This window comes from Capnocytophaga sp. oral taxon 412 str. F0487, from assembly GCF_000271925.1.
Taxonomy (GTDB): Bacteria; Bacteroidota; Bacteroidia; order Flavobacteriales; family Flavobacteriaceae; genus Capnocytophaga; species Capnocytophaga ochracea.
In genome coordinates, this window is sequence record NZ_AJZR01000032.1 from 1 (window position 1) to 15,229 (window position 15,229).

Sequence of the window (15,229 nt, forward strand, 5' to 3'; positions counted from 1 at the left end):
AACTTCGGCGCTTCACAATGAGAGACTAAATCAAAGTAAAAAGTCTCGGAATTGCCGTTGTTTTTAAAGTACGACTGTTCGTTAGGGTTATTGGGGTTATTTGTAAAAGCTCGTACCTGCCATACGTAGCGCTTGTTTTCCAACAGTATAGGCATCATATTAGTGTATGCCAAAGCTGGTGAAAAGGTTTTAGTTTGGTACACCAATCGTCCCGTCATAAACGCCTCTTCTGGCACCAATGCCGAGTCCCATACTTCTTTGAGGGTGAACTCATACTGCATAAAGGGGGCTACATCGCGAGGCATCCATTGGAAAACAATATGCTGAAAAGCGTTCTTTTTGGTAAGCACTTCGCCTTTTTGAGGCATCGTAAGCACAGGGGGTGAGTAGCGGCGCACTTGTATCATCGCGCGTCCTTTATTGGACACGGGGCGTCCAGTAGCTACATCGTAAAGCGACAAGCCAATAAAATAAGTACCCTCAGGAAGTAGTCCGTTATAAGTCGCCTCATTAATACCGTAGAGGTTTTCGTAGTGCAGTAGGGTTTTGAAATCTATATTGGTAAGTGTGCGTCGTACACCTGGGGAGAGGTTTACCAAATAGGGGGTAATATAGTCGGGTGTTTGGGCAATGACTTGTCCTTGGAAGTCCTCTAACGAGAAGCGAAGCACAAAGGGGCGTCCGCCGGTAGAGAGGTCTTTAAGCAGAAAGTGTGCTTGTATCTTCTGTTCAAAGGTGTCGGCATACCCTCTCAGACTCTGTGGATAAGGCGGAGTGACAAACACTTGCACGTCCACAGGGTACTGCTGACCTTGCAGAGTGAAACTCAGCAAGGTGCAGAAAAAGAGTATGTAACGACGTAAGAACACAGTAATTATGAATTGTTAATTATTAATTGTTTTGACTTCTATTTTTTCAGTAGGGGTAGGTGAATTGTCTTTTAATATGACTTTAAAAAGGTAGAGATAAGTGTTATCAGGTTGTATGTCGGAATCTTCAACCGAGGTAACAGGCGTAGTAAAACTTCGCCACAACATAGGTTTATCTCCATTGATAGCTTTGTAAATTATCATTTCATTAAAGCCATCTTTTATAGGTAACCACTGCAAAGTAACTTTTCCTTTTTTAACACGACTTTGAAGTCCTCGTAATACTCTATCATCGGTTTTAGGTTTGTGATTGATTTGTATTATAGGGGAGTAGTCGGAAAAATTATTGCTATCGTCTTTTGCACGTACGGTATACTCATAAACTCCTGATATATTAGGAGGAACAGTATAAGTATAGAATTCTTTTTTGCTATTATTTTCAGAGTGAATGAGTTTCCAATCGGTAACTCCCTTTTCTCTTCGGTAGAGCAAATATTGGGTTACATCGTCACTAAAGCTCTTACGCCAAGTAAGTTTCCACCCACTTTTGTCATCAGTATACTCAGTGAAAATAGGGGTGGTAGGAGGAACTTTATCGGGTTTGGTGAGTTCTAACAATACGGAGGGAGCAGATTCATTCTTACGAAAATCGATAGCAGTTACCCAATAATACACTTTAGCGTTTAAACTTTTGAGAACTACGGTATCTTTTAGGGAGGTATCAGTGATATGAGAGCCTGTGATACGCATCATCTCTTCACCTTTTTGGGTACCTCTAAATACGTAATACCCCATTAGGTCAGCATCTGTATTGGCTTTCCATTGCAAAGTTACGACCCCTAAAGTATCTATAGTCCCAGTGAGTTGTTGTACTCTTTCAGGAGGGGTTTCGTCATCGGGCTGCACTAACATCGCGAATGAATCGAAAGTAGTACCATTTTTGGCATACGTACGCACTTTGTAGTAATTAGAGGGCATTGTAGGGGTTATAAGTATTTGTCTATCACTTACAGCAATAGGAGTTTTTATCTCTTTATAAGCCTTGTCGTCAGGCGAGTGCAAGAGAGAAAAGTGTGTAATCTCATTCTCGTTTTCCTTAGAGAAATCCCAACGCAATCGGTATTGTTTTTCATCTATAGGAACTACCTCAGTAAGTTGTGCTATTTGAGTAATAGCCTTAATACCCTTGCCTTTTATCTCTTGAGAATACGGACTATAAGTTCCAAAGATTGTTTTTCCTTTTAGGCGATAGCGGTATTCCTTATCATTTTGAGCTAATGAATCTACATAAATCATCGCTGTGGAACGACTATTCTGATTCATATTTACCACGGGGTGTTCAGTTATTGGAGCAAAAGGAGCGTCGCCTTCTGCCTTTTCAATAAAGTAATAACTATAGAGTTGGCTAAGGGTTTGATAGTCCCACGTGAGAGTTACTTTCCTATCTTCAAAATGTCCTCTAAAACCGAAAGGAGCTGGTAATTCTTGAAAATCTTTGAGCCCTGCTACTACCCCTCCTTCTTTTACACTAAGCTTATCATTAGGTAATAGCTTTACTTTATAAAGGTAATTTTCATTGGGTAATACCTCATTGTCTACATATCCCCACCCTGCAAAGCAAGCTACTGAGAAGTCTAAATCGGCTGCCATTAGAGCAAAAGAAAAACGGTCATCTATTTCGCGCACTTTATTAGCAATGCCTTCTATAGGGTTTTGGTTATTAGAAATCTCAGTTTCAAAAGTTTCACCATAAATAGCTTGTGCTACAATAGCTGCATTATCGTTCTTTTCTACCCATTCTTGCCACTTTTCTAACGGAGGGGTTTTGAAGGTGCCTAACACTTTGGTTTCGGGGGTAGCGAGCACTTTACCATTGCGAAGATATGTAGTCCGTTCCAACTGAAAACCTATATTATTGGCTTTCTGCCACGCTACAGGAGCATCTACTGCCCAACGTAAGGCAATGCTGTTTTTTCGTACCTCCTTACTCATTTGCAAAGAAGGATTTTCTTGTGAAAAGGCAAGAAAAGTAATGCTATATATAACTATAAATAAAACTCGTTTCATTTTCTCTTAAAACTTATATTTGTAAGGTGTTTCGGAAGTAATCTTCCCGTCAGGCAATCGGTATTTTAACACTGCTTTGTAGTTCTTAGTAGGAAGCACAGGAAAATAGAGCTCCATAAACTCATTATACAAAGGATTTTTAGCCAGTTCATTTAAATGATTGGCAAAGTAATAATGCTGGGCATCCCAGTCTCTTTGATAATACATAAACACATCATATCGATAAGGGAATACCCGTTTTACATCGTAACTACTCCATTTAAGTTCCTCAGGATAGAACGGAAAAACAGTGATAGCCTCTTTAGGAGGATAGCCTACGGTGTTAGTATGTCTGCTAAACCAGGGTTGTCCTTGAGAGTTATTGTATAAATATTTAGTAAATAAAGCGTCAAACTTATCGTCTAATACAGCTTCAGCTTTTATGAGAGGAATTCCTGAATAAGTAGTTCCTATGAGTTCAGCTTCTTCAAAAGGTTCATCAGTATTCATATCGTTCTGTAGCAAGGCAACTGCCGAGTTGTATTTTATCCATAAGTGCTCAATTTTGAATTTTTTCATCTTGTCGCTCAGGCGCTCGTATTTACTAGTGTTAAATTGGTACGACAAACGTTCAAAGCCTCCTCTATCCACATTGGCTTGTGCTTTCTTGTTTTCAAAGGTGTAAGAAGTTTCATCTTCTCCTTTGTCAAAATCACCTTCTGAAACTTTAATGTTATTTTTCTTCTGCTGTGTTTTACCTGTGGCACTTACTTTTGCCCCTTGCTTACTATAGCTCACAATAGAAAGCCCATATTTAGTAGCTTTCGAGAGTTTAGGCATTGTAAAGGAAACTTTATTCTCTGCTTTTAAGTAAGTCGGGTTGAGCTCAAGAGTTTTTCCTCCTCCTTCGGGCTCTATAAACAAGCGGGTATTCCAATGCGCATCCTCAAACAAATAAGACTGTCCTTGCTTTAACTGCACAAAGCCCTCATTACTTTCTCCTATGAAATAATTCTTTTGGTCTAACACAGGATAAGCGTATTTTATATTCTTATTAGGGATATACTCAGGTGCTTCGCCTGTAGTAAAGGTTCGCTCTTCAGTTTCTACGGCTTTTTTACCATCTACCATCACAGTCTGGTAACTTCCTCCTTTAAGTTCTTTAAAGCTTACACTTACTACTGCTTTTAGTTTTTGATGAGAAGGAAGCACCTCTATTGGGGTAAAGTTGAGTTCATCCTGACTCTTCCCATAAGTTAGTTTTCCTTCTATGGTATTCCCTTGTGCATCGAGTACTTCAAATTTTTCTAAGTTCACGATATACGTATGGTCGCGGTCATCTTCGGGAATTACAATAGGTTTCTCTAATTCTAAGTTGAAAGTAGCTTGAGGCGATAGGAAGACATCTACCCCTTCACTACGGTCAGAAGGGGATACGTCCGAGATAATTTTCATACCTCCTAACACTTGATCGTTTGCCAATTCACATTGTTCTCCAAATTCCATTTTCAAACGGAAACGTCCTTTTACTAATCCTCCTAGTACGTTGTAGTAGCCTCCTAAATAACCTCGTGCCCAGAAAGGATTAGGTCCCGACCCTTGTAGTAAAGCCGCTACTCCAGCACTCAGTATTGGGATGCGTTTGCGAATAAAGAACAGTTTTATTTTAATACCTAACTCCCCTTGTAAGTAAACATACGTTTGTCCGTTAGCATACCATCCGTTGATTCCTAGTTCTCCGCTTCTGCCCTTGCAATGGGCATTGCCGTAATTCTTTAACATTAAGTCTGAACCAAAGCCTGCTGCAAAACTCGCATAGAGGAAACCTACATCAAATTTAGTATCGAAGTCCAAATGCGCTCCAAAAGCAAACCCTTTGCCTTCTTTTATCTGGTTAAGACTCTTCATATAACCGATCTCGTCAGGATTGAGTTTTAGTATTTCGGCTACCTTCGCAGGAGGCTGAGGTGCTTCGCCTATTTTAGTACCCACCATAAAGTAGGTTTGCGCTTTGATATTTAGGAAATCACCAAAACCCACTTGTAATCCCATCATCTCACGAGTAGTCCCCAAGTGATAATACCAATCTTGTGGGTCTATATGCAATACTGCACGTCCTGCCAATCCACTATTGCCAGTCCCTCGTATTACTCCACCTGCTACATTCACGTATACTTCCATATTAGAGTGATAGGCTTTTTGGACAAAGTCGTAACTCACATTTAGCTGTGCAAAGATAGGTGCTTTTTTGCTTTCATTGCTTTTATCTATGGTGAAATCATCAGGGATATCTGCTTTCCCTGAGTTATCTAAATATTTGTATTTCTCATTTTTAGCCAACTCTTCCATTTTTACCACTTTCTGCACATTGTCAGCAAAGCCTTTTTGTACAGTAGCAAATGGATTGGATAGCTTATCTTGTAAAGCGTACATTACCGTTGCATTGCCATAAAAACCAATTTTCGAGAGACCTCCTCCTTTATAGGTTTGAATGTCTAACAAGGCTATAAAGGAAATCACTCTTTTGTCCTGAAAAGCTCCTAATACTCCTGCTTTGAGTCCTAACCCTATCTTTTCATCGGGAACTAACGAAAAGGCTTCTAATGCCTCTTTATCTTTAGGATTCCCCAAAGGACGCATTTGGTAATACGCTCCTCCTATAAATCCTGTTATTTTTACGTATTGGGTGTTGATATTTAGTCCGTCTACCATAGCTTCAAAGCCCCAATAGCGGAAGTCTTTACTACCAAATACAGCGTTAGCATTAACATCTACATCTAAAGATGTAATCTTAGTTGAAAGTTTTGCCTTAAACCCATTGCCGTACACTGGGTCGTTCTTCATTAGGTTTAACTCTCCACTTACTTTAGCTACTACTATATCTACATCCTCCAATTTGAGTCGGTTGATTTCAAATTTGTCGTAACTCCAGTGTTCATCGGTATTTTTAGCGTAGATATTAAAATCACCTTCGGCTGAAAACTTATCTTTTTGTAAGCCCACCCGTATACCGAAATGTAATTGGGCTCGTTCTTCTCTGAAAGCTACACTTACATCTTTGATACTCACAGGAAAACCTGCTATTTTCTGCTCTCCTTCACAGCCAAAATACTCAGCTGATATGTAAGGTGCTTGTGTTTGTAAGGTGAATTTTTGGAAGTTAATACCTTCTAATCTGTAAAGGTTTTTATCGCTCTTAGGAGCTTCTAAAACCATCGAGCCATCAAGTACTACTTTAGGAAGAAATTCTTTATTTTTTACTTGCAATTCAACATAAGAAGAAGGGAGAATTACAGCCTTTGCTTTCCACATATCAAAGGAAATAGAGTCCAACGACGAAACGCGAAGCATATAGTTATCTTCAGAAAAACTACCGTCAAAATGAATCCCGCGTGAATCGTCTTTCTCTATCGGAATCCGAAAAGCCCCTGAGAGAGCCCCTCCTTTGAGTTTAGAAGCTACAAAATCAGCTTGTATATGGTGTATGGCATATTTCCAACCTTTCTTTTTATCCTCTGACGTACGTCCTTCTTTAAAGCTAATGATATTGTCTGCCGATAAGCTCCCCGAAAAACCATAAGCGTCCAAAAGGAAGTTAGTCGCCTTTAAACTTACTCTCCCCTCCGTTTTTTTGAACTCTTCAGGCAAGGTAACCGTGAGTTCTTGGATATAAAAACCTCGCCAACTCTCTTGTCCTGCTACTAAATACTCGTCATATCCTTGAGGGAATACCATTGCTGGAGCATTATTAGTATCACTCATATCCAAGACCATTCGCTCAGGGTGAAAGATAAAAGCTCCTTTATCTTTGTTTTGTATCTGCCTTGTGAGGGCAAAAGCAGGTAGTTTAAGCTCTACTAACAAGTTGTTAAAATCTTCAGCTTCTATAGCTACCTCGCTTTCTACATAGCCATTGGCTATAGGTTGTAACTTATTGTCAACTGGTACTATAAGTTCATTAGAGATGCGTATTATCCCTCTTAAAGCAATTTTTTTCAATCCGTTACAATCTACCTCCACGTATGTTTGGTCGTCTACCGTTTCCCCTTTTACATTTCTACCTCCTTTGAGTAAAAACGACCAGTTTTTGGTATTGCTAAGGGTTACATCACCCAATAACGACAAGTGTACATCGCCTACTAACTGACCTTCATACGAAAAAGGAATTTCAGTAGCTCCAAAGTACAGTTCCCTTTTGCCTGAAGGATTTTGGGTGTCAGGGAAAGTAATACGAGCGTAAATATTTACCCTCGTTTCGTTAGGAGAAAAAGTAGCTTTGGTAACCATCATTGCATACTCTACCCCATTCTTATTTTCCCTAATTCCCACAGGAAGTTCTGTAATATCTTGGATTTGGTTTACCCAATGGGTCTTATTTTCTAATGAAGTGAAATTTTCTTGCTCTTGTGCCATTAAACCACCATAGCACAATAGCAAAAGTAGTAAATAAATGCTTCTTATCTTCATAGCAATAGTCATTTTAAAGCTACAAAAGTAAATATTATTTTTCGAATTAGCAACTTTATTTATATCAAAAGCAAAAATGCACTTATATCCATCAGTGAATAGAGGTTTATTTTAACATCATTTCAATATATAATACTGATTTATAATAGTTGTGTTTACATTGTAATCTGTGCGAGACTTTCAGGTAGCTTGTTTCCTATTTGTTTGATTTGTGAAGATTTATAAGATTTCTGTAGCGTAAGCTACACTTTCCTTACGTCGAAATTAAGCTAATTAATAAAAAGCTAAAAGTCGTTTTTCAGAAATATACTAGCTTTGTATAAGCCATAGCGTATGAGCATAAAAAAAGCGCCTTAAAAGGCGCTTTTTTTATTAATAGGGTGGAATATGGGGCTCGAACCCACGACCTTCGGAACCACAATCCGACGCTCTAACCAACTGAGCTAAGACCACCGTCTGTATTTTCGGGTGCAAAAGTAACTCCTTTTTCCCAATCTACCAAATATTTAGACAACTATTTTTTAGCTAAGTGTTAAGTGTTAAGTGTTAGGAACATTTAGCTCTTTGATTTTCAATCTCTTTTCACCTTTCACTCACATACCCAGTTACGAGCCCTCACTGGCTTTCCCTTTTATCTTTTACCTTTTGCTTCTACCAGCAATGGCGCTTTCTTGTCTTTCTCCGAAAGTTGTATCACCTCAGCTGGTAGTCGCCAATCAATACCTATGGTAGGGTCGTCCCAACGCACACTACCCTCACTCTCGGGAGTGTAGTAATTGTCGCATTTGTATTGAAAAATAGCTTCTTCGCTCAATACAGCAAAACCGTGAGCAAAACCTCTCGGGATAAAAAACTGGCGCTTGTTTTCTTCGTTTAGTATCACAGACTCATACTGCCCAAAGGTAGGTGAGTCTTCTCGCAAATCCACTGCTACATCAAGAACTTCTCCTTTTACCACTCTCACCAATTTAGCCTGTGCAAAAGGTGGTTTCTGAAAGTGTAATCCGCGCAATACCCCATAGGTCGATTGCGATTCGTTGTCTTGTACAAATACAGTGGGGCTTACTAACTCATTAAATCGCTGTTGCGAGAACGATTCAAAAAAGTAACCTCTTCCGTCAAAAAACACCTGTGGCTCAATAATCACCACGCCTTCTATCTTAGTTCTGATTACTTTCATCGGTAGGATTTTGTTCTTCTTGTGCAGGTGCCACTTCTTCTGCTGGCTCTATAGGTTCTACTACTTTTGTGCGTTTGCTCTTGCGTTTAGTGGCTTGCAAATGCGTGATACGTTCATTTATCAAGTCTCCTGTGATGAAATCTATATTAGGCTCAGTATACGCTTTCTGATACGTTTTCAGTGCCTTTTTATCGTCGCCCATCTTTTCGTAATATTCAGCTAAAAAGAAGTTGGGCATAGCAGTTTTTAAGTAGCCATTGCTCTCTACGTATTTCGCCAATTTCTTAAGCGATTCCCAGTCTTGCGACGAATTAATAGCTGTATAAGTAGCCATCACATCGTTTAGTATAGGCACTTTCTTTACGCCTAACTGTTTATAAATAGTGTTATATTTGTTCTCCAAATATTCATAAATCCCCGTTTCAAGAGTCTCCATTTGGGTCTTAAACTCCTTGCCTCCTATGGGTTTATAAATGTCAAAACACATATCAAGTGCCTGCGCTATCCCTTGCAGTTTAGTAGCGTTTACTGAGCTTCCTTTAAAATCAACAAAGTGATATTCTACCGATTCGTGCACGGGCGCCGAGCGCATCGCTCTTTCAAACTGAATTGCCTTGTCGTACACTACTTTGTTTTCCACATCGGCAGTAGCCATATAGTAAAATAAACGGTTAGGTACTCCCGCTGCCAAAGCGTGCGAAAACTCTTCTCCCATACGTGGAAGAGCCACTGGATTAAGGCTTACTATCATATTAAAAGTAGGTTTCTTCTCGGCAAGCATATAGTAATTAGCCAAAAAACCCGCCTCTTCCGAAGCAATAACCCCTTTTAGGTCAGCTATCGGGTATTTCCCTTGTATGTAAGGCACTAATTCTGCCGATACAAACTCAAAGAAACGAGCCGACTCATTAATAGGGCGACCCACCTCTTCTACCACCGTTACATCTTCTTGTTTGGGTTCATACACACCCACCACTATACACTTAGGCATTTCACCAAACTGTTCGTAATAACGCACCATCGAAACAACAGGTTCCATCAGCGTTTCCGCATTGAGCACTACTATCAGCGGATATGCCTGTCTATCCGTGTACTTTTCAGGCTTGTAGATACCTATCTTCTGTTTTCTATTGAGTCTCCCTGACGAAAAAGTCTCCGAAATAACCTGTGAAAACGCACTTTGTAAGGTTACCAAAGCGATAACGATTGTAAGAAATTTCTTCATTTTTTTATAGTATTTACTTGTTAAAGTCATTTTTGCATCACCACATTCCCCCTTTGAAGGGGGCGTAGGGGGATGTTTTTAAAACAATTACTATAACTCTATTTAATTCTTGATTTATAGTATTTACTTTATTTTAAACGCACAAATGAAACAAAAAAGCTCCATATAGCAAAATTTTAAGCATTTTTTAACGAAATTTTAACTTTATACCGATACCTGCGCTTTAATCGTAGGGTAAGGGTCATAGCCTTCTAAACGAAAATCGTCATAATCAAAGGCAAACAAATCCTTCACTGCCCGATTCAAGTGCATCGTAGGCAAAGGGCGTGGCGTCCTGCTGAGCTGTAAAGCTACCTGCTCACGATGATTGTTATAGATGTGCACATCACCAAAAGTATGCACAAAATCTCCTAATTGCAAATCGCATACTTGCGCAAGCATCATCGTGAGTAACGCATATGAAGCAATGTTAAAAGGCACTCCTAAAAACACATCGGCACTGCGTTGGTATAACTGACAAGACAATTTCCCATCGGCTACGTAAAACTGAAACAGTGCGTGACAAGGAGGCAATGCCGCTTTACCATTGGCTACGTTCTCCGCAAACGATTTTCCTGTATCAGGCAATACCGACGGATTCCAAGCCGAAACGATAATTCGTCGGCTTTCAGGATTTTGTTTAAGGGTCTCTACCACCGTTTTTATCTGGTCAATCGCCTCGCCATTCCAGTGGCGCCATTGCGCTCCATAAACAGGACCGAGGTCGCCGTTCTCATCTGCCCATTCGTTCCAAATGCGCACCCCGTGGTCAGTGAGATATTTAATATTTGTATCTCCTTTTAAAAACCAAAGTAATTCATAGATAACCGATTTTAAGTGTATCTTTTTAGTCGTTACCAGCGGAAAACCCTTATTGAGGTCAAAGCGCATTTGGTAACCAAATACACTAGTCGTTCCCGTGCCGGTACGGTCATCTTTAGAATAGCCATTATCGAGGATATGGCGCAAGAGGTCGTGATATGTTTGCATTTTTAGTTAAGTGTTAAACCTAAGAAGTTAAATCGGTGCAAAGATACAACAATAATAAAAAATACCAATACCCTAACCCCTCTCATTCTATCAACCCACTTATTTCCAATTTTTTATATAGCTTATCTTTGTCTTATATATCACTGCGCTTCATCTTTCCGTCACCACACTCCCACTAAACTCCTCCCACAAATTTGCTAATTTCCAAATTTTCTAATTTATTAATCCTCTTTCCCGTCGCTACATTCCCCCTCTCCTTGGGAGAGGGACGGGGTGAGGATTCTTTTTCTTTCGCCTCGAAACCCCGTTTTTGCCATTTTTTGCATCGTCGTATCATATTATGAATCAACTTTTTATATACCCTTCCTATACCAATCGTCCAAGATTCGTATAAGCTTCCTATAAGCTCTCTATAAGCTACCCCCACCCATCTTACACCCTTTTTTCATCAAAATTTCTCTCAGTCCTCTTCCGAACTTTTCCGTTTCCTTCCGAATCCTCCAATGTGTCACTTTTTACGGCACACACTTTGCCAAAGTTTCAAACTTTGGCAAAGTTGATTAGTGGTATTATTGACATTTACTCCATTTATTAATCTGTTAATTTCCTCATTTCCTCATTTCCTCATTTTCCACCTGCCCGTCGTGCCACGACTTGTTAATTTGCTAATTACTTCGTACCTTTGCACTTTCAATAACTATCAATAGAATATAATAATGAGAAAAATACTCTTAGCACTCTCTGTTTTCGCTTTTACGCTGAATGCAATAGCCCAAGATAACCCTTGGCAACAACAAGCTGATTACCAAATGAACGTAACGATGGACGTGAAAAACTTTCAGTATAAAGGCACCCAAAAACTCACGTATACCAATAACTCTCCCGATACCCTCCGCGTAGTATTCTATCACCTCTATTTCAACGCTTTTCAGCCAAATAGCGAAATGGATAGCAAACTGCAATCCATCCCCGACCCCGATAGACGTATGGCTAACAATCTCGGCACCGATAAAAATCCCATTTACGAGAGTCGTATAGCCAAACTCTCACCTTCTGAAATCGGACTATTGCGCATTACGGCTATGAGCCAGGACGGACAAAAAGCTACCTTCTCTCACGAAAGTACAATCCTAAAAGTAACCCTCCCCACCCCTATTCTACCTCACAGCAAAACAGTACTCGATATGACCTTTGAAGGTCAAGTGCCCGTAATGATACGTCGTGCAGGTCGTAATAGCCCCGATGGCGTAGCGCTTTCAATGGCACAATGGTACCCTAAAATGGTAGCTTACGACCATCAAGGTTGGCATACTACCGAATACTTAGGTCGTGAGTTCTACGGCGTTTGGGGTAACTTCGATGTAAAAATCACCCTCGACAAAACCTATGTGGTAGCAGGTTCAGGCGTGTTGCAAAATCCTAACGAAATGGGCTGTGGTTATGAAGATAAGGGCGTAAAAATACCCCAAACCAAAGCTAAAACCAAAACGTGGCACTTTGTAGCCGAACGTGTACACGATTTCACTTGGGCTGCCGACCCTCAGTTTACTCACGATAAGCACACTCTCACCGACGGTAAGACCATACACTTCTTCTATAAAAAATATCCAGAGAATTGGAAGCGTATTCAGCCCGATATGCTCAAAGTATTCGATTATTTCAATACACTTATAGGCAAATATCCTTGGGCTCAATACTCTTTCATTCAAGGAGGCGATGGTGGTATGGAGTATGCAATGTGTACCCTTATGGAAGGCGGTAAGAAATACGAGAGTTTAATAGGCACCGCCACCCACGAACTGGCTCACGCTTGGTTTCAACACCTCTTAGCTACCGATGAGGCAGCTTATCCGTGGATGGACGAAGGGTTTACCTCCTATATCCAAACACTTGCCGAACAACAAGTGTTGCACCTCATTCCTGCAACCAACTATCCCTTTACTAAAGCCTACAACGGCTACCTAAACTTAGTAAAATCGGGGTTACAAGAACCTACCATCACTCATTCCGACCGTTATGCGACGAACTACGCTTATAGTATTGCCGCTTACTACAAAGGGCAGCTCTTCCTCACTCAGTTAGATTATCTAATGGGTAACGAAGCACTGATGAAAACTCTCAAACGCTACTACCGAGAGTATGCTTTCAAGAATCCAACCCCCAATGATTTTATTCGCATAGCCGAAAAAGTATCAGGAATGCAATTGCAATGGTTCCTCAATGAGTTTATGCAAACTGACCACGTAGCCGATTACGCTATCGACAAGGTAGAAGCCAAAGGAAATAAAACGGCAATTACCCTCAAACGCTTAGAACGCCTGCCTCTTTCTATCGACCTTTTTGTAACCGATAAAGCTGGTAAAACCCAATACGTATATGTGCCCTTGCGAATGACTTACGGCGAAAAACCAAACACTTACCCTAATTATCCCCGTACGGTAGTTCCTGCTTGGGGTTGGGGTAACCTTACCTACACTTTTGAACTCGATATGCCATTGAACAATATCCAGAGTATAGTATTAGACCCTAATAACAGAAGTGTAGATATCAATAGGGAGAATAATATTTATAAGAAATAGAATGTATACTGTTATTATCTTTTTAGGATTTTATAATTTGCTCTTTGCCCTCTTCCATTTGTTGTTTTGGAGACTTTTTAAATGGAAAGAAGAGGTACATAAACTCAGTTTTGCCAATCGCGGAATTATCCAAATTCTCAATATACAAATAGTTTATTATTTTGTAGCAGTAGCAATAGTTTGTTTTTGTTTTACTAACGAACTTCTCACTACTGATTTAGGTAAGGTTTTCTTACTTGGCAACTCGTTGTTCTGGGCAATACGTTTGGTACAACAATATATATTTCTGAGGAAAAATAGTTTTGTAATTCACTTTTTGGCAGTACTATTTTTGTTAGGAACAGTATTATTTTTATTACCTTTGCTTTATTAAAATCAGTATATACTAACTCCTAACATCTAACACCTAAACAATGGACAATATTTTAGGATACGATACAATAAAGAACTATTTACAAGCCAGTGTGGAAGCAGGTCGCATTCCACACGCTCAATTATTTGTGGCAGGCGAAGGACAAGGCGCTCTGCCAATGGCAATCGCCTACGCAACTCTCATTCTTTCGCACGATAACCCCAAGGCAAAGGCTCAATGCGCCCAACTCGCTCACCCCGACCTTCATTTTGCTTTCCCCACAGCTATTAATGACAAGGTGAAAAAAGACCCTATTAGTGCTCTCTTTATGGACGAATGGCGCGCTTTTGTAAAAGAACAGCCTTATGGTTCCCTTTTTGATTGGCTCGTGTTCTTAGGTATAGAGAAGAAACAAGCCAACATAGGGGTAAATGAGGCTAAAGAGATTACCAATAAGTTAGCTCTGAAATCATTTGAAGGTGGTTATAAGGTAATGATTATCTGGATGGCAGAGAAGATGAATGCCGAAGCCTCTAACAAGCTTCTTAAACTCCTCGAAGAACCCGCCGACAAAACAGTCTTTCTCTTGGTGGTAGAAGATGAAAATGCCCTATTAGACACTATCAAATCACGTTGCCAAATCCTGCGTTTCCCGCCCCTAAGTGAGAATGCTATCAAAGAAGCCCTCGTAGAACGTGGTTTAGCTGATGCCGAAGCGACCAAAATAGCTCTACGCGCTCAAGGAAACTTCAACAAAGCCCTCCAACTGATGAACAACAAAGAAAGCGAAGAAGCGATTTTTGAGCGTTGGTTTATTGCGTGGGTGCGTACAGCTTACCGCGCACGTGGCAACAAAGCCTCCATACAAGGACTTTTGCAGTGGAGCGATGAAATCAATACTGTTGGGCGTGAGGCGCAAAAACAGTTTTTGCAGTACTGCGCTGAGGTATTCCGTCAGGCATTCCTGCTGAACTATACCGCCTCTGGTTTGGTATATATACAATTCGCCGACCCTACTTTTCAGCTTGCCAAATTCGCCCCTTTTATTCACGGCGGTAATATCGAGACAATACACAACCTCCTCGAAGAAGCCCAGTTACACGTAGAGCGCAATGGCAATGGCAAAGTTATTTTCACCGATTTAGCCATCAAACTCACCCGACTATTACACACTAAGCAATGAGACAATTTACTAATTTTCTAATTTAACGTCAGTTCTATATATACAATACTGATTTACAATTGTCTTTTCATTACTATTCTGTGAAATCCAGCAACGCAGTTGCCAATTCGTGCCCATCACATTTGTCAATTATCAATTTTCAATTGAAAGACTATCTGTGTAATCCGTGAGATCTGTGCGAGACTTTTAGGTAGCTTACTACCTATTTGTTTGATTTTTTTTTAAGATTTGTAAGATTTCTATAGCATAAGCTACATTTTTCTTACATCAAACTCACGTTAATTCACTAATTTTCTAAT

Annotated in this window: 9 protein-coding genes and 1 tRNA gene; 3 read left to right on the top strand and 7 right to left on the bottom strand. The window is 40.1% G+C overall.

Going from position 1 to position 15,229, the window contains the following annotated elements:
- The 7 genes from HMPREF1321_RS05290 to HMPREF1321_RS05320 form a co-directional block, all read right to left on the bottom strand.
- Positions 1-869: hypothetical protein (locus HMPREF1321_RS05290; RefSeq protein WP_009421769.1), on the bottom strand; the 869-nt coding region annotated here is incomplete at its 3' end.
- 15 nt (positions 870-884) lie between these two features.
- Positions 885-2,936 (bottom strand): fibronectin type III domain-containing protein, encoded by a 2,052-nt coding sequence (locus tag HMPREF1321_RS05295; protein WP_009421720.1) that lies wholly within the window; start codon positions 2,934-2,936, stop codon positions 885-887.
- A gap of 6 nt (positions 2,937-2,942) precedes the next feature.
- A complete protein-coding gene (locus HMPREF1321_RS05300) occupies positions 2,943-7,394 on the bottom strand; it encodes a hypothetical protein (protein WP_034575748.1) in 4,452 nt (1,483 codons plus the stop codon).
- Positions 7,395-7,760: 366 nt separating this feature from the next.
- A tRNA-His gene (locus HMPREF1321_RS05305) sits at positions 7,761-7,836 on the bottom strand.
- A gap of 177 nt (positions 7,837-8,013) precedes the next feature.
- Complete coding sequence (rfbC, locus tag HMPREF1321_RS05310) at positions 8,014-8,562, bottom strand: dTDP-4-dehydrorhamnose 3,5-epimerase (RefSeq protein WP_009420421.1); 549 nt, start codon at positions 8,560-8,562, stop codon at positions 8,014-8,016.
- Positions 8,543-9,787: an alpha/beta hydrolase-fold protein gene (locus tag HMPREF1321_RS05315; RefSeq protein ID WP_034575750.1), complete on the bottom strand. Its 1,245-nt coding sequence runs from the start codon at positions 9,785-9,787 to the stop codon at positions 8,543-8,545. Before HMPREF1321_RS05315 ends, rfbC begins: the two co-directional genes overlap by 20 nt.
- 204 nt (positions 9,788-9,991) lie before the next feature.
- Positions 9,992-10,816, bottom strand: a complete 825-nt coding sequence (locus HMPREF1321_RS05320) for a thymidylate synthase (RefSeq protein WP_009410566.1) — start codon at positions 10,814-10,816, stop codon at positions 9,992-9,994.
- Positions 10,817-11,532: 716 nt separating this feature from the next.
- Between HMPREF1321_RS05320 and HMPREF1321_RS05330 the strand changes: the two genes are divergently transcribed.
- The 3 genes from HMPREF1321_RS05330 to HMPREF1321_RS05340 are packed head-to-tail and all read left to right on the top strand — an operon-like array spanning position 11,533 to position 14,930.
- The gene (locus HMPREF1321_RS05330) at positions 11,533-13,395 is read left to right on the top strand and encodes a M1 family metallopeptidase (RefSeq protein ID WP_009421711.1); all 1,863 of its coding nucleotides are present in this window, start codon (positions 11,533-11,535) and stop codon (positions 13,393-13,395) included.
- A gap of 1 nt (position 13,396) precedes the next feature.
- Positions 13,397-13,768, top strand: coding sequence for a hypothetical protein (locus HMPREF1321_RS05335; RefSeq protein WP_009421734.1), 372 nt, complete (start codon positions 13,397-13,399; stop codon positions 13,766-13,768).
- 40 nt (positions 13,769-13,808) lie between these two features.
- Positions 13,809-14,930, top strand: coding sequence for an ATP-binding protein (locus HMPREF1321_RS05340; protein WP_009421727.1), 1,122 nt, complete (start codon positions 13,809-13,811; stop codon positions 14,928-14,930).
- Positions 14,931-15,229 lie beyond the last annotated feature (299 nt).

Bases quoted from the DNA above. Each gene is read 5' to 3' on its own strand.
- HMPREF1321_RS05295 (WP_009421720.1), bottom strand. From the start codon at position 2,936: ATGAAACGAGTTTTATTTATAGTTATATATAGCATTACTTTTCTTGCC.
- HMPREF1321_RS05300 (WP_034575748.1), bottom strand. From the start codon at position 7,394: ATGACTATTGCTATGAAGATAAGAAGCATTTATTTACTACTTTTGCTA.
- rfbC (WP_009420421.1), bottom strand. From the start codon at position 8,562: ATGAAAGTAATCAGAACTAAGATAGAAGGCGTGGTGATTATTGAGCCA.
- HMPREF1321_RS05315 (WP_034575750.1), bottom strand. From the start codon at position 9,787: ATGAAGAAATTTCTTACAATCGTTATCGCTTTGGTAACCTTACAAAGT.
- HMPREF1321_RS05320 (WP_009410566.1), bottom strand. From the start codon at position 10,816: ATGCAAACATATCACGACCTCTTGCGCCATATCCTCGATAATGGCTAT.
- HMPREF1321_RS05330 (WP_009421711.1), top strand. From the start codon at position 11,533: ATGAGAAAAATACTCTTAGCACTCTCTGTTTTCGCTTTTACGCTGAAT.
- HMPREF1321_RS05335 (WP_009421734.1), top strand. From the start codon at position 13,397: ATGTATACTGTTATTATCTTTTTAGGATTTTATAATTTGCTCTTTGCC.
- HMPREF1321_RS05340 (WP_009421727.1), top strand. From the start codon at position 13,809: ATGGACAATATTTTAGGATACGATACAATAAAGAACTATTTACAAGCC.